We start from the raw sequence: 17,141 nt of genomic DNA, 5'->3' as shown, positions 1-17,141 counted from the left end.
CAAATTAAATCGTCGGGCTGGGGAACTTCCTGCGCGTCAGTCGTGCGCCCTCACTAGCTAGAGCATGGTCGCTGCCGCGGCGAAAGCCCCAATGTTCGCCGATTCTTTCTTCGAACGCACTGTTAACTTCGCATATGTTCGCATCTGCCATAATTTCAGGCGGGGTGACATAATTTAGTTTCGTTGGTTGAGTTCTGCTAAGTAGCTCCTGTGAGTATCTGGCCCGACTCCCGCGCCACGCTTATCCCCGCCCGATCAGTCCTTCGAGCTGGGCTCCTGCAATGAAAGTGAATGTTTGATGAAGAAATCTGCCCTGAAGTGGATCACGACCGTTCCGGTCGCCCTTGCTCTGGCCTTCTCCCTCGCAGCATGCGGCGGCACGGATGCAAGCAGCAGCGCTGGCCCCACAGACGCCCTCGCCGGTAGCGACCAGGTGTCACTGGATAAGTACACCACCGCGGATGTCACCCCGTTAGACAAGATAGATGCTGCTGCCCTGGGTCTCATCACCCCCGGCACCATCACGGTTGGCACCCTCTCCGATGCCCCGCCGAACATCTTCATCAAAGATGGCAAGTTCACCGGTTACGATAACGAACTGCTGCGCGCCATGGGTGAAAAATTGGGCTTGAAGGTTGAGTTCAAGTCAACATCTTTCGCTTCCCTGTTGGGCCAGGTTGAGAACAAGCAGTTCGACGTCGGTTCCTCCTCAATCTCCACCACTGACGCCCGTCGTAAGAACGTTGGCTTCACCAACGGTTACGACTTTGGCTACATGGCCGTTGTTGCCATGGACAAGACCCCCATCAAGGGTTTCAAGGACCTGACCGATAAGACCCGCATTGGCGTGGTTCAGGGCACCGTCCAGGATGACTATGTCACCAACACACTGAAGCTGCAGCCGGTCCGCTTCAAGGACTACAACATTGCCTACGCCAACCTGAAGAACGGCCAGATTGACGCTTGGGTTGCTCCTTCTCAGCAGGCTGAAGGCCAGGTCAAGCCCGGAGACGGCGCCACGATCGTTGAGAGCGTTGTCAACACCCAGAACTTCACGGCCTACGCTGTTAACTCCAAGAACCAGCCCCTGATTGACGCCCTGAACTCCGCACTGGATTCAGTTATTGCCGACGGCACTTGGTCCACGTTGACCAAAGAGTGGTACCCCACCCGCGAAATGCCCACAGACTGGACCCCCGGGTCCAAGGCTGTAGCAGTTCCGAAAGGATAGTTGATGGAAGTTCTCGATCAGCTGGTCAAAACGTTTTTCGACTGGGAGGCAATGGGGCAGGTAATCCCCGAGATGTTTGCTGTCGGATTGGCGAATACCCTGATTCTGGCTATTTCCTCCGGAATTCTCGGTTGCATCCTGGGCATGATCCTGGCGGTCATGGGCATCTCCAGAAACCCGATTCCCCGCTGGATCGCCCGTGTGTACACGGATGTTTTCCGCGGCCTTCCGGCCATCTTGGTCATCCTGCTCATCGGCCTCGGTTTTGGCCCCATCGTGCGAATCTTGACCGGCAGCACCAATCCCTACCCGTTGGGCATTGCAGCACTGACTCTGATGGCTGCGGCTTACATTGGCGAGATCTTCCGGTCCGGTATTCAAAGCGTTGAGAAGGGGCAGCTCGAGGCTTCCAGGGCATTGGGATTCAGCTACAACTCATCCATGATCCTCGTCGTCATCCCGCAAGGCATCCGACGCGTGTTGCCAGCCCTGGTGAACCAGCTGATCGGCTTGATCAAGGAATCGTCCCTGATCTTTACACTCGGTCTACTGGCCAGCCAACGGGAGATCTTTCAGATTGGCCAGGATCAGGCTGCCAATACCGGTAACCTGTCGCCTCTTGTGGCGGCTGGACTGTTTTACCTGTGCTTGACCATTCCGCTCACACATCTGGTGAACTTTATGGACAAGCGCATGCGTGATGGCAAGCCGGTCAAAATTGAACCCGACGAGGCCGCTGCTGTTGTTGGAAAGGGTGCCTAAATATGAGCGACTTTAATTCAGGTTCTCTAGAAGCTACAAATATCCACCTCGCCTTCGGCAGCAACAAGGTACTGCGTGGCATTGACCTGCACGTACCTCAGGGCACCACGGCGTCGGTCATTGGTCCCTCAGGTTCAGGCAAGTCAACGCTGTTGCGCGTTATGAACCGGTTGATTGAACCCGATCAAGGTGACATTCTCCTCGACGGCAAATCCGTCCTGCAGGACAACCCGGACGAGCTCCGCCGTCGTATTGGCATGGTGTTCCAGCAGTTCAACTTGTTCCCGCACAAGACTGTGGTGGCGAACGTTTCTTTGGCGCTGAGCAAGATTCGCAAGATGCCCAAGGATCAGGCGCATGCCAAGGCTATGGAACAACTTGATTTGGTGGGCCTGAAGCACAAGGCTGATGCCCGCCCCGGGAATCTCTCCGGAGGCCAGCAGCAGCGTGTGGCGATTGCCCGCGCGTTGGCTATGGAGCCCGAGGTCATGTTCTTCGACGAGGCCACGAGCGCTTTGGACCCGGAGCTGGTCAAGGGCGTTCTGGCGCTCATGACCGATCTGTCCAAGGGCGGCATGACCATGGTTGTGGTGACCCACGAGATGGGCTTCTCCCGCAACGTCTCCGACACCGTGACGTTCATGGATGGCGGCGTAGTGGTTGAGACCGGTTCGCCGGATCAGCTGTTCACCGAGCCGAAGACTGATCGTTTGAAAGGCTTCCTCTCGGACGTCTTGTAACACCCACGGGGTGAAAAGTGCCGCCGCTCCCGCATATTGCCGCAGTTCTACTGGCGGAAATATGCGGGAGCGGCGGCGTTTAAGGCTAAACGCGCTCCAACGCCTCGTGCGGTCCCTCCGGAAGTACGACGACGATCGGCTCACCTGGGTGGATGGGGCCGCCGGTGAGGACCACTCCCATGACGCCGGCCCGGCGAACCACAGTGCCGCCGTCGTCGTGGCCAACGAGTTCTTTGAGCAAGCCAGGGCTGAAATTCTCGATTTGAGAGCAGGGATTGCGCAGGCCTGTCAGCTGCACCACTGCGTGGTCGCCAAGGTGCAGCAGGGTGCCACGCGGCAGTTTCAACAAATCGATGCCTCGGGTGGTGATATTCTCCCCGAGTTCGCCGGGAGCAACGCTGAACCCTCTGGGTTTCAACCACTCGAAGAGTTCTTGCTGTATCAAGTGAACCTGGCGCAGATTCGGGGCGGTGGGATCTGCCCGGACGCGCGAGAGGTGCTGGACAGTGACGCCGCGGTGGGCATCTCCGGTCACGCCAAGCCCCGCCTCGAGGTCAATCTGACCCACCGATTCCTTGCTGAAGCGATGAGAGGTGTCGAGGTGGACGGCTGAAACCTGCGCATTGGTGTTCATCCGGTCAGTCTAGACGCCACCACAGAAATGAGAAATGCCGCCGCTCCCGCATATTGCCACAGGGTCTATTGGCGGCAAATGCGGGAACGGCGACAATTGTGCGTAAAAGCTACGCCGTTGCGGCTGCTGCAGCCTTCGCTGCGGCTGGCAGTGCCGCGAAGATGCGGTTCATGGCAGCGTCGTCGTGTGCGGCGGACAGGAACCAGGCTTCGAAGACGCTCGGCGGCAGGTACACACCCGAGTCCAGCATGGAGTGGAAGAACGGCGCGTAGCGGAACACATCCTGAGCCTGGGCGTCGTCGTAGTTGTGCACGCCGGAGGCCGAGGTGCCAAACGCTACGGAGAACAGGCTGCCAGCACGCTGGATCGAGTGGTCAACGCCCTCGGCGGACAACGCTGAAGACAAGGCTGCTGAGAGTTCCAGAGAGCGGGCATCCACCGTGGCGTAGACGGAAGAGGTGGCAGCTGTCAGCGTGGCCACGCCGGCGGCCATGGCAACAGGGTTTCCGGACAACGTGCCTGCCTGGTAAACCGGGCCCAGCGGAGCCAGATAGTCCATGACGTCGGCGCGGCCACCCAGTGCGGCAGTGGGCAAACCGCCACCGATGACCTTGCCGAAGGTGAACAGATCCGGGGTCCAGCGCTCGGCGGAGTCAGCCGCGCCGCCGGTCAAGCCCCAGTAGCCGGCAGGTCCGGTGCGGAATCCGGTAAGGACCTCATCCAAGATCAACAGCGCGCCATGGGCGGTGGTGATGCGCGAAAGGCCCGCGTTGAAGCCCTCCCTCGGTGTCACAACACCCATGTTGGCCGGTGCAGCCTCCGTGATGACGGCAGCAATCCGGTCACCGTGCGTGGCAAAAGCTGCCTCAACGGCGGCCAGATCGTTGTACGGCAGCACCAGCGTTTCGGCAGCTGTTGCAGCCGTGACACCAGCTGAACCGGGCAACGCCAAAGTGGCCAGCCCCGAACCTGCCGCTGCCAAAAGCGAGTCCAGGTGCCCGTGGTAGCAGCCGGCAAACTTGATGATCAGGTCCCGACCGGTGAAGCCGCGTGCCAGGCGCACAGCCGTCATGGTCGCCTCGGTGCCGGTGGAGACCATGCGCAGACGTTCCACGCCGGCGACTCGCCCCTGAACCAAGGCGGCCAGTTCGCTTTCAGCCGGGGTGGAGGCGCCGAAGCTCAGTCCGTGGTCCACGGCGGCATGAACGGCTGCCAGCACATCCGGGTGCGAGTGGCCCAACAGTGCCGGACCCCAGGAGCACACCAGATCCACGTAGTCGCGGCCGTCGGCGTCGGTGAGGTAGGCGCCCTTGGCATTGACCATGAAGCGTGGCGTACCACCCACGGAGCCAAAAGCACGCACAGGCGAGTTCACCCCACCGGGCATGAGGGTCTTGGCGCGGTCAAAAAGTTCCTGCGAGGAGGTCATGAAAAATCCTTGGCTAAGGGTCTGGAAAGGAGGAGAAGCGTTAGTTTTCGCGCAGCCAGCCGGCCAGTTCGGCCGCCCAGTAAGTGAGGATCATGGTGGCACCGGCTCGTTTGATGCTCAGCACCGATTCCTCGATGGCGCCCCGGCGGTTGATCCAGCCGTTCGCTGCGGCTGCTTCGATCATGGCGTACTCGCCGGAGATTTGGTAGGCCGCTACGGGGACGGGACTCATCGCTGCCACGTCAGCCAGGATGTCCAGGTAACTCATGGCCGGCTTGACCATGATGATGTCGGCGCCCTCGGCCAGATCCAGCTCAACTTCGTAGAGGGCTTCGGTGCGGTTACCGGGATCCATTTGATAGGTGCGGCGGTCACCGTCCAGCTGGGAATCAACGGCTTCGCGGAACGGGCCGTAGAACGCTGAGGCGTACTTGGCGGCGTAGGCCAGCACTGACACGTTGGTGAAAGCCGCGGCATCCAGAGCCTCGCGAATGACGGCCACCTGGCCATCCATCATGCCCGACGGCGCCACCACGTGCGCGCCAGCCGCGGCCTGTGCAACAGCCATCTTGGCGTAAATCTCCAAGGTGGCATCGTTGTCCACCTGTCCGGCGGAATCTAGCACTCCACAGTGGCCGTGATCGGTGAACTCATCCAGGCACAGATCACTCATGATTACGAGGTCATCACCCACGGCGGCACGCACATCCCGAATGGCCTTATTCAGTACGCCAAAAGGATCCACGCCAGCGGTCCCGGTGGCATCGCGCTGTGCCGGAATACCGAACAGCATGATGCCGCCCAGCCCCAGCTTCACGGCCTCGCGCGCAGCCTCGATGAGTGAGGCGGTGGTGTGTTGCACCACGCCAGGCATCGAGGTGATGGGCTTGGGCTCGCTCAGATCCTCACGAATGAACACCGGCAGAATAAGGTCCGCCGGCGCCACCGAGTACTCGCTGACCAGACGTCGCATAGCGGGGGTGGTGCGCATGCGGCGGGGGCGTTGCTGGGGGAAACTCATGATGACTCCGTAACTTACTGGGTTAGAAAATTAGTGTGGGCCAGGGCCAGTGCGGCCACGATGCCCTCAGGCGTGGGGTGCTCTGCGGTCGCGGCAACCACCATGCCCAAGCGCTGGGCCTCGGCCCGGGTGGGCTGGCCGATCGCGATGACCAAGCAGCTCTCCGGCAGTGGCGCCATGGTGGCTGCCACTCTGCGCGCAGCACTTCCCGAGGCAAGTACGACGGCGTTAATCGCCCCTGCGGCAATATGCTGTGCCGCTTCTGCCGGAGTGAGCAACGGGTAGGCGTTGGAGCCAAAGGCTCCTCGCGGGCAGTAAGATTTCTTCGGTCGCTGGGCGACCTCGTAAGAGATTTTCGAGGGTTCCCCGCCGAGCTTGCGAGGCGAGGGTAGAAAATCACGCCATCCCCGCTCCGGAGTCTTTGGCTCCAACGTCGCCGTCAGGCGCAACTCGGGCTGAGCCGGGTAGTCGACGGTCCGGTAGGCCGTGACGATCTCGGGCTGCCAGCCCCGAGCAGCAATGCCTTCCACCAGGGTGGGTTCGGCGAGGTTGGATTGCGGCAGTAGGACTCGAGGGGATCCGCCGTCGGACGAATCAAAATCCGGCCACAGCGCAACGAGGCCGGCGGCCGATTGCAGATCAACAGGTGCCAGCTCCGCATGAATGCCCTCTGCCGCCAAAACGGCGACCGAGGTAGGTCCGATGGTTGCGACGGAGGTTGCCGCCGGAATCAAAGTGTTCAGTGACGTTCCAGCCGCCTCGCACCATTGCTTCAGCGCCCGCACCGTGGTGATGGAGCTGATGACAAGCCAGCGGTACTCCCCCGCGGCCAGCCGCTGGAGAGATTCGCCGAGTACCTTTTGCTCGCCCACCTCAAAGTCGATGACGGGAACCAAAACCGGCTCAGCGCCAGCTGCGGCCAGCGCATCAGCCATGGCACCGGCGCGGTCAGCACTGCGGGTCACGGCCACGCGCAGGCCGGTCAGCGGGGCCCCGCCACTTTGCGTCATTTCGCGGAGCCGGCCAAATCCGCTAAGTCGCCAGCGCCGCCGGCGAGCAGTTCCTCGGCCAGTTCAATGCCAAGGATGGTGGCCCCGACGGTGGTGAGACCGTCGGTGGCTTTCTTCAGGCGCATGGAGCGGGTGCCGTCGAGGGAACTGACAACAGTTTCCAGGTAGAGCATGGAGCCCTTGCGGTGCGCGAGGGCACCGACGGGTGCGCTGCAGCCAGCTTCGAGGCGGGCCAGAAGAGCGCGTTCGGCAGTGACGGCCAGGCGCGTGTCGTGATCATCCACCGCGTTGAGTGACTGTCCCAAGACCCCTGTCAGATCGACGTCGGCGGAGCGGCATTCCAGCGCAAGCGCGCCTTGCCCCGGAGCCGGCAGCATGACATCGGATTCGAGGAATTCGGTGACGGTGTCGAGCCGGCCGATCCGCCCCAGACCTGAAGCTGCAAGCACCACAGCGTCCAGGTCACCCACCTTGCCATCTACCCATTCGACGTCGGGGTTGCCGGGCAAGCCGGGGACCCGAGCCAGGCGGGTATCCACGTTGCCGCGGATGTCCACGATGACTAGATCCGGACGGGCTGCCAGAAGCTGAGCTGCTCGGCGAGGGGAACCCGTGCCAATGGTTGCGCCAACAGGCAGCTCGGCAAGCTTGAGTCCGTCACGAGAGCACAAGGCGTCTCTGGCATCGGCACGCACAGGAATGGCCCCGAGTGTCAGCCCGGGCACTGCTGCCGTGGGCAGATCCTTGAGCGAGTGCACAGCCACATCAACGCCACCGTTAAGGAGGGTGTCTCGCAGGGCAGCGGCGAAGACGCCCGTGCCGCCCATTTGAGACAGCGGACCGGTGAGGACGTCGCCGTCGGTCTTAACAGGGATGATCTCGGCAACAAAGCCGCCGATTGCACTGAGCTGATCGGTGATCTGTTGAGTCTGGCTCAGGGCCAATTTGCTTCCGCGGGTTCCAATTTTCACACTTGCCATTGTTTCAGCCACGGCGATCAGGAGCCAGCCGGCGCGGATACCAGACCTATGGTGCTGCCCACTTCTGAGATAGCAGGCTTCGCGCCACGGAAGTTGGCGCAGCAGCCCGGGTTGCAGACGTCGAACCACGGCCCCAACTTTGTCATGGCCGGGCGTTCTTCAATGTGGTTCTCAATGGTGCGTTCACAGATCAAGTCCACGAGGCCACTGACAAACTTCTGGTGCGTGCCAGGGGTGGGTGAGCGGTCAAAGGTCAGGCCCAACTCGGCGCACGTTTCTGCGGCTTCGGTATCGAGATCCCAGCGGACCTCCATGTGGTCGCTGACAAAGCCCAAGGGGACAACAACAACGCCCTTGGTGCCAGCCGCGGCCTTTTCGGCAAGAGCATCGTTGATGTCCGGTTCCAACCACGGCACATGCGGAGCACCCGAACGGGACTGGTAAACCAGTGACCATTCCTGAGAGGGGTCAACCGCAGCCATGATGGCTTCAGCTGCCGCGAGGTGCTGCGCCACGTAGGCAGAGTTCTCGGCGAATTCGCGTAGTTCCAGCTCGGAGTTACCCGAGGCTTCCGCATCCCTGGTGGGAATCGAGTGCGTGGCAAACATGACGTGCACCGGCGCCTCCGGAGTGCCGGCTGCGGCCAACTCGGCGCGCACCTTCGTCAAGGACGCTGCGGTTCCTTCAATGAAGGGCTCAACAAAACCGGGGTGGTCAAAGTATTGGCGCACCTTGTCCACGGCCAGCTTGCCATCCAGTCCAGTCTCCGTCAGGGCCATGCCAATGTCTTCACGGTACTGGCGGCAGCCGGAGTATGAGGAGTAGGCGCTCGTGGTGACCATCAAGAGTCTGCGGTGACCGGCGTCGTAGGCGTCCTGCAAAACGGCAGGGATGTAAGGATCCCAATTGCGGTTGCCCCAGAGTACGGGCAGGGCAATATTGCGGGCAGCCAGCTCAGCTTCCAGCGCCGCCTTCAGCGCACGGTTTTGGGCGTTGATGGGGCTGATGCCACCGTTTTTACGGTAGTGGTGACTGACCTCTTCGAGGCGCTCATCGGGGATGCCGCGGCCACGGGTGACATTGCGCAGGAAGGGGATGACGTCATCTTGGCCCTCGGGGCCGCCAAAGGAGGCCAGCAAAATTGCGTCGTATTCGGCGGGGGCTACCTTGCGGTTGTTCATCGTAGTACCTCGGCAATTTCGGCGCTGCTCACGCGGCGGCCGGTGTAGAAGGGGACCTCTTCGCGCACATGCAGGCGGGCATCAGAGTAGCGCAGGCTGCGCATCATGTCGACGAGATCGACCAAGTTATCCGCTTCCAGACCCAGCAGCCATTCCCAGTCGCCCAAGGCGAACGCGGAGACGGTGTTGGCCTGAACCTGCGGGTACTCCCGACCCAGCATGCCGTGTTCGCGCAGCATGCGTGAGCGTTCTTCAGTTGGCAGGATGTACCAGTCATAGGAGCGAACGAACGGGTAGACGCAAACCCAACCCTTGGGCGCGTGGTCGCCCATGTACGCAGGAGCGTGGGACTTGGTGAACTCTGCTTCGCGGTGCACGCCCATGGCGGACCAGGCGATCTCGGTGTTGGCGAACAGTTCCGTGCGACGGATGGAGCGGACAGCCTTCTGCAGGCCTTCCGCATCTGCGCCGACAAGCCACACCATGATGTCGGCGTCGTTGCGCATCGCGGAAACATCGTAGGCTCCGCGCAAGGTGATGCTCTCGGCAGCCAGCGAGGCAACGAGCGCAACAAATTCGCTCACCGCAGCTTCCCCACCCGTGAAGGATCCGGTTCGCTTAAACACGGTCCACAAGGTGAACGGAGTCTCGGCGGGATTTTTAGTGACAGTTTGCGCAGAAGTGTGGCTCATGGTTTCAAGTTTGCACCCATTGGCCCGAAAGCTTAAATCAGAGTTCTCTACATTGCGTAGAAAGTGGCCAAGCTCACACGCGGCCGGCTGCGTCCACCACGGCGCGAACCTGACGGCGAGTCCCGCTGACCACCGCGGCCAGGCCGTTGCCGCTCATCCAAGCACCCGTCAACACCAGCCCCGGGACGTCATTGGCGAGGGCGTGAACCTTGGCAATTTTGCCCTGATGTCCGACGGCGGCAAACGGCAGTGCGCCTTGCCAGCGGACAATGTCTGACCCCAGGAGATCGGATTCCGTGACGGGAATCCCCAAGAGCGTTGAGGCGTCACGCAGCGCCGTGTTCAGCAGGTCCTCATCGCTGGGTGTGCGGGCGGTGAGCCGGACGGCGTCGGCCGGTTTTGTGCCGGCACGGCCGTAGGACAGGCGCAGGATGTGCGTTCCGGGGCCTGTGGCATCGGCCAGCCACTCCCATTTGGCCGTGGCGTGCGTGAGGGCCTTGGCCGTGACACCGTCCACGCCGGGCGCAACCAGGACGCCCGTGCCCCGCGGAGCCGAATCGAGTTCGGGCACATCCACCACAAGGGTGACGAGCCGAATGTCAGGACCCGGCGCCGGGGCAAAAGCGCTCAGATTGGGGACTTCCGCACCGAGGAGCTTGACAGCGGTTGGACCATCGGTAGCCACTACCAAGAGGTCGGCGGACTCGAAGCCGCGATCTGTTCCGTGCTCCCAGTCAACGGTCCAGCGCAACGGTGCAGCGCCGTCGTACGCGGCTTCTTGCGGCTGCGGCTCCTCGGTGTCGCCGCGATAAATCGCCTTGATGCGGTGCCCGGAATGCATGGCGACGCCAGCCTTTTGCAGCGCCGCAACGAGCGCGCTGATCAGCGTGTGCATGCCACCTTCCAGCCCGCCCACAGCAGAACCTGGCTTAGTTCCGCCGGCACGCTGGGCGGCGACGGCAGCGGCGAGGGATCCGTGTTCACGAATGCCGGCACGCAGGCCCGGAGCCACCATATCCACGTCCAGCAGTTCCGGATCGGCCGAATGCACGCCAGCAACAACAGGTGCCACGAGGCGTTCGAGCACCCGCTTGCCCATCCTGTGCCGCACCAGATCGGCCACACTGCTCACGGCCTCGGTGGTGCCAATATTGACGGGCATTTTGGCGTCTAGGGCGGCCCGCAGCACTCCCGCGGCACCCAGGGCAACCTTGACCTCGGGGGCTGTGAGGTCTGAGGGGATGCCAAGGATTCCCGTGCGCGGCAGCGGCACAGGGCCATCGGGCAGCCACACCCAGGCGCCGGCTGGATCCGGGGTCACGATCTTTGACCCCAGCCCCAGCTCGGCCGCCAGATCCGCCACAGCCGTGTTCCGCGTCGCAAACGATTCCGCACCGCTATCGAGCTTGACGCCGGCCAGTTCATGAACGCCAACGCAGCCACCCCACGCGGAGCCGGCCTCGTAAATGCTGACCTGAAAACCGGCTGACTGCAGGTCCAGTGCCGCCACCAGCCCGGAAATTCCGCCACCCACAACCACTGCCTGGTTGGGAGCCGGATGGCTCTGTGGCTTCTGGGCCTTAGCTGCGAGTCTGCGGTTTTCCATGGTCTCCCCTTTTGCGACTGGAACGGCTTACTGGTGCGGGCCGATGGCCCGGGTGCTAGATGGAGTGGATCAATTCAACGAGGCGAGTCAGGACGGCCGGATCTGTTTCCGGCGGCACTCCATGCCCCAAGTTCACCACATGTGAGGGAGCGCTGGCGCCAGCCGCCAGCACTTCGCGAACATGCCTCTCCAAGACTTCCCACGGAGCGGTGAGCAGCGCCGGATCGATGTTGCCCTGCAGCGGCACGGTACCGCCCAGACGCCTGTTCGCCTCGTCCAACGGCAGACGGTAATCCACGCCCATGACGTCGCCGCCGGCCGCGTGCATGGCACCTAGAAGTTCGCTGGTTCCGGTGCCGAAGTGGACCAGCGGAACGCCCAGATCGCGAACGTGGTCAAAGGCCCGGGACGACGCCGGGGCCACATGTGCGGTGTAATCGGCCAGTCCCAGGGACCCTGCCCAGGAGTCGAAGAGCTGACCCGCGCTGGCGCCAGCTTCGATCTGGGCGCGCAGGAACTTTCCAGAGGCGTCGGCGGCCCAGTTCATCAGTTCCGCCCACAGTTCGGGCTGCGCGTGCATCATGGTGCGCGGGCCTAGGTGGTCGCGGGACGGCTTGCCTTCAACCATGTAGGCAGCCACCGTGAAGGGTGCCCCGGCGAATCCGATCAACGGAGTGCTTCCCAATTCGGCAACCGTCAGCGCAACGGCCTCACGGATCGGGTCAAGGGATGCGTCCGTCAGCTCGGGCAAAGCAGCAATGTCAGCAGCGGTACGGATGGGCTTATCCAGTACCGGGCCCACGCCGGGGACAATGTCCACGCCCACGCCAGCGAGCTTCAGCGGAATGACAATGTCGGAAAAGAAGATTGCGGCATCGACGCCGTGACGGCGCACGGGCTGGAGCGTGATTTCAGCGGCCATGGCCGGCTTGAGGCACGATTCCAGCATGGTGGTGCCAACCCGCAGTTCGCGGTATTCAGGAAGTGAGCGTCCTGCTTGGCGCATGAACCAAACAGGGTTGCGGCTGGGCTTTTCGCCCCTGTAGGCGGTGATCAATGGGGAATGTGCGGTGCGGCCATCCATCAGGGGGTGGCTGGGGCTCAGAGTCATGGCACCACCCTACAGAGCCAATCTGGGCATTGTTTGTGCACAAACTGTCACCGTAATAGAGTGTGGCCCCGCACTCACAGGTAAGTAGCATCACAATTTTTGGTGACGATCTGAGAGTTCCTGTGCATAAACGCCCAGCTTGGGGGACTACCATAGTGAAATTGTGGTCCTCTTTTCGCTCGTAGCCTCTCACTCCTCCATTGATCTGGAAACCGTTGCCCGCCTCAGTGCCGGGGCCGCGGCGGCCAGTGCTGAGCTCTCCGCTGACACCAACGCCGTAGCGGGGCTGGTCACCTTGAGCACCTGCAACCGCTACGAGCTCTATGTTCAGGCAAGTAGCGGCGAGGATCTCGAATCCGCGCGCAGTACGGCCATTGAAGCCCTGAGCCGGCACTCCGGACTGGCCGAATCCCAAGTTTCACAGGCTCTGGCCACGCTGCAGGGCGACGCCGTAGTCCGTCACCTTTTTGCTGTGAGCACCGGGCTGGAATCCGCCGTGGTGGGCGAACGAGAAATTGCCGGCCAGGTACGCCGCGCCTTGGCATCTGCTCAGGATCAAGGCGCCACCACGCCATCATTGGTCAGGCTTTTCCAGTCCGCCGCCAAGACCGCCAAAGACGTGGGCGCCCAGACAGCGTTGGGCCGCCGCGGCATGTCGATCGTTTCGGTTGCCCTGGACCTCGCCGCCGAGTTGCAAAACGCTCCCTCACATCCTGTCGGCGTGTCGCCCAACGCTCCCCGGCCGCTCCCCCTGCTCGCAAGCTCGCCGCGGGACCCTCGCGGCCGTGGGCCCACCTCACCATCTGCAGCAGCCAGCCCACTCGCCGGAAAGTCTGCGGTTTTGTTCGGCACGGGCGCCTACGCCGGGGCAGCCATGGCCCAGCTAATGCAGCGCGGCTGCACCGACATTTCGGTCTACTCCTCCTCAGGCCGAGCCGAAACGTTCACGGCCTCGCGCGGCGGCACGGCCCTCAATGAGCAGTCCCTCCCTGCAGCCCTGGCAAGTGCCTCGCTACTGGTAGGTTGCAGCGGCTCAGGTCACCAGATCACGGGCACTGATTTAGCACAGTTGCGCCACGCCGATTCTCCGCTATTGACGGTGATCGATCTTGCCCTGACTCACGATTTCGCTCCCGATGTGGCAGAGATTCCAGGCGTGGATTTGTTGACGCTGGAAACCGTCCGGCAGGCAGCCCCGGCGGAGCAGGAATCAACCTTGGCCCAAGCCGCCGCCATGGTCGATGAAGCCACCAGCAACTTTGAACAAGCCAGAAACGCCAGGTCGCTGGATCACGCCATCGTGGCTCTGCGCCGGCACACCATGGGTGTTCTGGATGATGAACTTGCCAAGGTTCGCAAGCAACATGGTTGCAACGCCGCTACGGCCGAGGTGGAGCTGGCCATGCGCCGGATGGTTAAGCAGCTCCTGCATGTGCCCACTGTCCGGGCCAAGGAATTGGCCGCCGCAGGCGACTCCGAAAGCTACCTTGCCGCCCTTGATGTCCTGTACGGCCTCAAGCTCACCCCCGAGGTGATTGGCTCCGCCGTGAACACCCGGGTCACGGACTCCGCTGTAGAGCACGACGGCGTCCCCCTCACCTCCGCCAGCCATCTCACCCCGCTGACCCAGACAGACCCGGCGAGAAAAGCAACCGCCTGAGCAAGTGGCCCTAAGCCACTAACCGCAGCCGCAGCCGCAACTCAGCCGAAGGCGTTGACGCCTGTCAGTTCCGCCGATAACTCCCAAAGTCGCTTGGCGCTCTCGGGGTCAACGGCGTGGGCATCCACACCGGCAAACCGGGCCAGCTCCGAGGCCGGATCGGTGGGCGCGGCAATGTCACAGTCCTCGCAGTAGACCCCACCATGGCCATCCAGAAGTGGCGAGGTCGCGGCCCAGACAGAAGTGGCGGCACCCTGCTGCGTGTTCTTAAACCCTTCTCGCAAGGTACCAGCGGCATCCATCCAGCCGGCGGCCACCATCTCCTCCTGTGTCAGGTGACGCTGCAGCCCTGTCATGATGCCGCCGGGGTTGACGGCAAAAGCTCGCACGCCACTCTGCGCCCCGAGCGCGTCCAGTTCCACGGCGAAAAGACTGTTGGCAGTCTTGGCCTGACCATAGGCCTCCCATTTATCGTATCCACTCGTAAACTGCGGGTCATCAAAATGAATGCCCGAGCGTTTATGACCCGTTGAGGACAACGCCACCACCCGCGCACCATCTGTGGAAAGCACCGGCCACAGCTCGTTGACCAGAGTGAAATGACCTAGGTGGTTGGTGGCAAATTGGGCTTCCCAGCCTGGCCCCACGCGCGTCTCCGGGCACGCCATGATCGCGGCGTTATTGATCAGGATGTCCAGCCGCTGGCCCGAGTCAAGATACTGTGCGGCGAACCGTTTCACACTGTCCTGCGAGCCCAGATCCATCTCAAATACCGCCACATTGCCCAGTTCCGCATCCGCGAGTACCCCGCGGGCGTGATCGGCTCGGCGGGCCGGAACGCTGACCTCCACCCCTGCACTCACCAGCGCTCGCACAGTTTCCAAGCCCAGCCCCGAGTAGCCGCCTGTCACAATAGCCGCGCACCCCGATAAGTCCATGTCCTCCAGCACAGAAGCCGCCGTGCTGTGGTGACCAAACCCCGAATTCAGGGGCATTTGCGGCGTTTCTTGCAGGTCACTGCGGTTCATGATGCGCCTCTTCGTTGAGTTCTTAGCTCCTCCATGCGTGAGGAAGCTCTTAGCCCGCAATGTACTCCGTTGCGCCCTATTTGTCGTTAGCAGCCCAGGCGTCAATCCCACCGTCAAGATGTACGACGTCGGCAAAACCGGCCGCGCGCAGGCTCGCCAACGCTTGAGCCGAGCGCGTGCCCGCCTTGCAATGCAGGATCAGCGGAACGCCTTGCGGCAACGCTCCCAGCGCGGACCCGTCACGGATGCCAGCCAGAGGTATGAGGACAGACCCGGGGATCCGGGCAATCTCAAATTCCACTGGCTCGCGCACGTCAACCAGCACAAAATCTTCCTCACCGCTCTCTCGGCGGGCCAAGCGTGAGGCGAGCTGCGTCGCGGAGATGAGGTCGCCGTCGTTCTTCTCGGCAGGGAAAAGTCCACAGAAAATCTCGTAGTCAATGAGTTCGGTGATGGGTGGCGCGGCGGGGTCCTTGGAGATCCGGATTTCACGCCAGCGGGCGGTGAGGGCGTCGAAAATGAGGAGCCGGCTCAGGAGGGTTTGGCCGATCCCGGTGATAAGTTTCACGGCTTCGGTGACCATCATGGCCCCGATCGAGGCGCACAGCATGCCAAAAACGCCGCCCTCTGCACAGGACGGGACAGTGCCGGGTGCCGGTGGCTCGGGGTAAAGGTCACGGTAGTTGGGGCCGAATTTATCCCAGAAGACACTGACTTGCCCGTCGAAGCGCAGGATTGAACCCCACACATAGGGCTTGCCGAGGAGCGCTGCGGCGTCATTGACCAGGTAGCGGGTGGCGAAGTTGTCCGCGCCGTCCAAAATGACGTCATAATCACCAAAAAGGTCCAGTGCGTTGGAGGAATCGAGCCGGAGCTGATGCAGAACCACATTGACACCGGGATTCAGTTCCAGAATGGAATCGCGAGCGGATTCGAGCTTGGTGCGGCCAATGTCCGACACGCCATGGATGACTTGCCGCTGCAAATTGCTCAACTCAACGCTGTCGTCGTCCACGATGCCCAGTGTGCCCACTCCGGCAGCCGCCAAATACAGCAAGGCCGGGGATCCCAACCCACCTGCACCTATCACCAACACGCGCGCATTACGCAGCCGGCGCTGACCTTCCAGCCCAATTTCGGGGATCAGCGCGTGGCGTGAATATCGCTCCAATTCCGCTGCTTCCAGCGGCGGACCGGGCTCCACGAGGGGAGGCAATGTCAGCTGCGTTGAAGGCTTGGTGACGAGGTTGGGCTGAATCAAGGAAACCATAGCTATTAATCTAGTCCCGCTTGTGCCGTATGGCTCGTTACCGGCCGGTAGAATGACACAAACCGCTCCGTGCACCAGCCCGGGCACCGGAGGGAAAGGCAGCTGTCATGACTTTGGATCCCGCCGCGAAGGAACGTCCCGTCCAGCGGACGCAACCGAGCCGCATGCCGCGTGACGAACGCCGCGCCCAGCTGCTCGCCTCGGCCCTAGAAGTGTTCGTCACTCACGGCTATCACGGTGCGGCCATGGACGAGATTGCTGAGACCGCAAAAGTGAGCAAGCCGGTGCTGTACCAGCATTTTCCCAGTAAGCGGGAACTGTACTTGGCCCTGCTGGACAGCCATCTGGAGGGGCTGACCACCATGCTGCTGGCGGCTTTAAGCTCCACAACGGATAACAATCTGCGCGTTCAGGCCACCATGAAGGCTTACTTCCAGTTCATGGCCAAAGACGACCAGGCCCACCGGCTGGTCTTTGAATCCGATCTTGTCAACGACGTCGAGGTGGCTGCTCGCCTGGAGAAGTTCAACGCCAACTACGCCGACGCTATTAGTGCTGTCATTGCCGAGGACACCAAGCTGCCACCTATTGAGGCAACGTTGCTGGGCCGGGCTCTGGCCGGAATGGCCCAGGTGAGCGCCCGCTACTGGTTGGAAGAAAGCGGCGATTTGGACCTCGATGTGGCCAGCGATCTGATCTACCGTTTAGCTTGGCGCGGAATTAGTCGGTTCCCCAAGGAAACCTGAGGCGACTGCCCCTAGAGTGGTTGCTATATCCATCTATTAG

General features: G+C 62.1%; 16 protein-coding genes. 5 read left to right on the top strand and 11 right to left on the bottom strand.

Annotated elements, in window-relative coordinates; translation table 11 throughout:
• Positions 1 to 298 precede the first annotated feature (298 nt).
• Genes CXQ93_RS20845 through CXQ93_RS04175 form a run of 3 tightly spaced genes read left to right on the top strand, consistent with a single transcriptional unit; the run spans position 299 to position 2,733 of the window.
• A complete protein-coding gene (locus CXQ93_RS20845; RefSeq protein WP_219817324.1) occupies positions 299 to 1,231 on the top strand; it encodes an ABC transporter substrate-binding protein in 933 nt (310 codons plus the stop codon).
• A gap of 3 nt (positions 1,232 to 1,234) precedes the next feature.
• The gene (locus tag CXQ93_RS20840; protein ID WP_219817323.1) at positions 1,235 to 1,993 is read left to right on the top strand and encodes an amino acid ABC transporter permease; all 759 of its coding nucleotides are present in this window, start codon (positions 1,235 to 1,237) and stop codon (positions 1,991 to 1,993) included.
• Between the two features lie 2 nt (positions 1,994 to 1,995).
• The gene (locus tag CXQ93_RS04175; RefSeq protein WP_104109252.1) at positions 1,996 to 2,733 is read left to right on the top strand and encodes an amino acid ABC transporter ATP-binding protein; all 738 of its coding nucleotides are present in this window, start codon (positions 1,996 to 1,998) and stop codon (positions 2,731 to 2,733) included.
• Positions 2,734 to 2,818: 85 nt separating this feature from the next.
• Here CXQ93_RS04175 and CXQ93_RS04170 read toward each other — a convergent pair whose 3' ends face one another.
• The 9 genes from CXQ93_RS04170 to hemE all read right to left on the bottom strand — a co-directional run bounded on the left by CXQ93_RS04170 (position 2,819) and on the right by hemE (position 12,397).
• The gene (locus CXQ93_RS04170; RefSeq protein ID WP_104109251.1) at positions 2,819 to 3,367 is read right to left on the bottom strand and encodes an MOSC domain-containing protein; all 549 of its coding nucleotides are present in this window, start codon (positions 3,365 to 3,367) and stop codon (positions 2,819 to 2,821) included.
• A gap of 109 nt (positions 3,368 to 3,476) precedes the next feature.
• Positions 3,477 to 4,796: a glutamate-1-semialdehyde 2,1-aminomutase gene (gene hemL / locus CXQ93_RS04165; protein ID WP_104109250.1), complete on the bottom strand. Its 1,320-nt coding sequence runs from the start codon at positions 4,794 to 4,796 to the stop codon at positions 3,477 to 3,479.
• 40 nt (positions 4,797 to 4,836) lie between these two features.
• Positions 4,837 to 5,817, bottom strand: a complete 981-nt coding sequence (hemB, locus tag CXQ93_RS04160) for a porphobilinogen synthase (RefSeq protein ID WP_104109249.1) — start codon at positions 5,815 to 5,817, stop codon at positions 4,837 to 4,839.
• Between the two features lie 14 nt (positions 5,818 to 5,831).
• Positions 5,832 to 6,827, bottom strand: a complete 996-nt coding sequence (locus CXQ93_RS04155; protein ID WP_181036047.1) for a uroporphyrinogen-III synthase — start codon at positions 6,825 to 6,827, stop codon at positions 5,832 to 5,834.
• Positions 6,824 to 7,807, bottom strand: a complete 984-nt coding sequence (gene hemC, locus CXQ93_RS04150) for a hydroxymethylbilane synthase (RefSeq protein ID WP_104109248.1) — start codon at positions 7,805 to 7,807, stop codon at positions 6,824 to 6,826. Before hemC ends, CXQ93_RS04155 begins: the two co-directional genes overlap by 4 nt.
• A gap of 17 nt (positions 7,808 to 7,824) precedes the next feature.
• Complete coding sequence (locus tag CXQ93_RS04145) at positions 7,825 to 8,988, bottom strand: ferrochelatase (RefSeq protein ID WP_104109247.1); 1,164 nt, start codon at positions 8,986 to 8,988, stop codon at positions 7,825 to 7,827.
• Positions 8,985 to 9,680 carry a hydrogen peroxide-dependent heme synthase gene (hemQ, locus tag CXQ93_RS04140; protein WP_104109246.1) on the bottom strand — a complete coding sequence of 232 codons (696 nt, stop codon included), beginning with the start codon at positions 9,678 to 9,680 and terminating at the stop codon, positions 8,985 to 8,987. The genes CXQ93_RS04145 and hemQ overlap by 4 nt, the downstream gene beginning before the upstream one ends.
• A 73-nt stretch (positions 9,681 to 9,753) precedes the next feature.
• Positions 9,754 to 11,286 carry a protoporphyrinogen oxidase gene (hemG, locus tag CXQ93_RS04135; RefSeq protein WP_104109245.1) on the bottom strand — a complete coding sequence of 511 codons (1,533 nt, stop codon included), beginning with the start codon at positions 11,284 to 11,286 and terminating at the stop codon, positions 9,754 to 9,756.
• A 55-nt stretch (positions 11,287 to 11,341) separates the two neighbouring features.
• On the bottom strand, positions 11,342 to 12,397 hold the full coding sequence (gene hemE, locus CXQ93_RS04130; protein WP_104109244.1) for a uroporphyrinogen decarboxylase: 1,056 nt from the start codon (positions 12,395 to 12,397) through the stop codon (positions 11,342 to 11,344).
• Positions 12,398 to 12,560: 163 nt separating this feature from the next.
• Here hemE and CXQ93_RS21030 point away from each other — a divergent pair, with 163 nt between their 5' ends.
• A complete protein-coding gene (locus CXQ93_RS21030; protein WP_308470604.1) occupies positions 12,561 to 14,057 on the top strand; it encodes a glutamyl-tRNA reductase in 1,497 nt (498 codons plus the stop codon).
• Between the two features lie 41 nt (positions 14,058 to 14,098).
• Here CXQ93_RS21030 and CXQ93_RS04120 read toward each other — a convergent pair whose 3' ends face one another.
• Both CXQ93_RS04120 and moeB read right to left on the bottom strand, forming a co-directional pair.
• Positions 14,099 to 15,085 (bottom strand): SDR family NAD(P)-dependent oxidoreductase, encoded by a 987-nt coding sequence (locus CXQ93_RS04120; protein ID WP_181036046.1) that lies wholly within the window; start codon positions 15,083 to 15,085, stop codon positions 14,099 to 14,101.
• Between the two features lie 76 nt (positions 15,086 to 15,161).
• Positions 15,162 to 16,355 carry a molybdopterin-synthase adenylyltransferase MoeB gene (moeB, locus tag CXQ93_RS04115; protein ID WP_104109243.1) on the bottom strand — a complete coding sequence of 398 codons (1,194 nt, stop codon included), beginning with the start codon at positions 16,353 to 16,355 and terminating at the stop codon, positions 15,162 to 15,164.
• A gap of 107 nt (positions 16,356 to 16,462) precedes the next feature.
• Here moeB and CXQ93_RS04110 point away from each other — a divergent pair, with 107 nt between their 5' ends.
• A complete protein-coding gene (locus CXQ93_RS04110) occupies positions 16,463 to 17,101 on the top strand; it encodes a TetR/AcrR family transcriptional regulator (protein WP_256939664.1) in 639 nt (212 codons plus the stop codon).
• Positions 17,102 to 17,141: the final 40 nt, after the last annotated feature.

The sequence above is a fragment of the Arthrobacter sp. N199823 genome, assembly GCF_002929705.1.
GTDB lineage: Bacteria > Actinomycetota > Actinomycetes > Actinomycetales > Micrococcaceae > Specibacter.
Note: the sequence above shows the minus strand (reverse complement) of the source record. Positions and strands in the feature narration are given on the sequence as shown.

Coding starts and splice junctions, on each gene's coding strand:
- CXQ93_RS20845 (WP_219817324.1), top strand. CDS start 299: ATGAAGAAATCTGCCCTGAAGTGGATCACGACCGTTCCGGTCGCCCTT.
- CXQ93_RS20840 (WP_219817323.1), top strand. CDS start 1,235: ATGGAAGTTCTCGATCAGCTGGTCAAAACGTTTTTCGACTGGGAGGCA.
- CXQ93_RS04175 (WP_104109252.1), top strand. CDS start 1,996: ATGAGCGACTTTAATTCAGGTTCTCTAGAAGCTACAAATATCCACCTC.
- CXQ93_RS04170 (WP_104109251.1), bottom strand. CDS start 3,367: ATGAACACCAATGCGCAGGTTTCAGCCGTCCACCTCGACACCTCTCAT.
- hemL (WP_104109250.1), bottom strand. CDS start 4,796: ATGACCTCCTCGCAGGAACTTTTTGACCGCGCCAAGACCCTCATGCCC.
- hemB (WP_104109249.1), bottom strand. CDS start 5,817: ATGAGTTTCCCCCAGCAACGCCCCCGCCGCATGCGCACCACCCCCGCT.
- CXQ93_RS04155 (WP_181036047.1), bottom strand. CDS start 6,827: ATGACGCAAAGTGGCGGGGCCCCGCTGACCGGCCTGCGCGTGGCCGTG.
- hemC (WP_104109248.1), bottom strand. CDS start 7,807: ATGGCAAGTGTGAAAATTGGAACCCGCGGAAGCAAATTGGCCCTGAGC.
- CXQ93_RS04145 (WP_104109247.1), bottom strand. CDS start 8,988: ATGAACAACCGCAAGGTAGCCCCCGCCGAATACGACGCAATTTTGCTG.
- hemQ (WP_104109246.1), bottom strand. CDS start 9,680: ATGAGCCACACTTCTGCGCAAACTGTCACTAAAAATCCCGCCGAGACT.
- hemG (WP_104109245.1), bottom strand. CDS start 11,286: ATGGAAAACCGCAGACTCGCAGCTAAGGCCCAGAAGCCACAGAGCCAT.
- hemE (WP_104109244.1), bottom strand. CDS start 12,397: ATGACTCTGAGCCCCAGCCACCCCCTGATGGATGGCCGCACCGCACAT.
- CXQ93_RS04120 (WP_181036046.1), bottom strand. CDS start 15,085: ATGAACCGCAGTGACCTGCAAGAAACGCCGCAAATGCCCCTGAATTCG.
- moeB (WP_104109243.1), bottom strand. CDS start 16,355: ATGGTTTCCTTGATTCAGCCCAACCTCGTCACCAAGCCTTCAACGCAG.
- CXQ93_RS04110 (WP_256939664.1), top strand. CDS start 16,463: ATGACTTTGGATCCCGCCGCGAAGGAACGTCCCGTCCAGCGGACGCAA.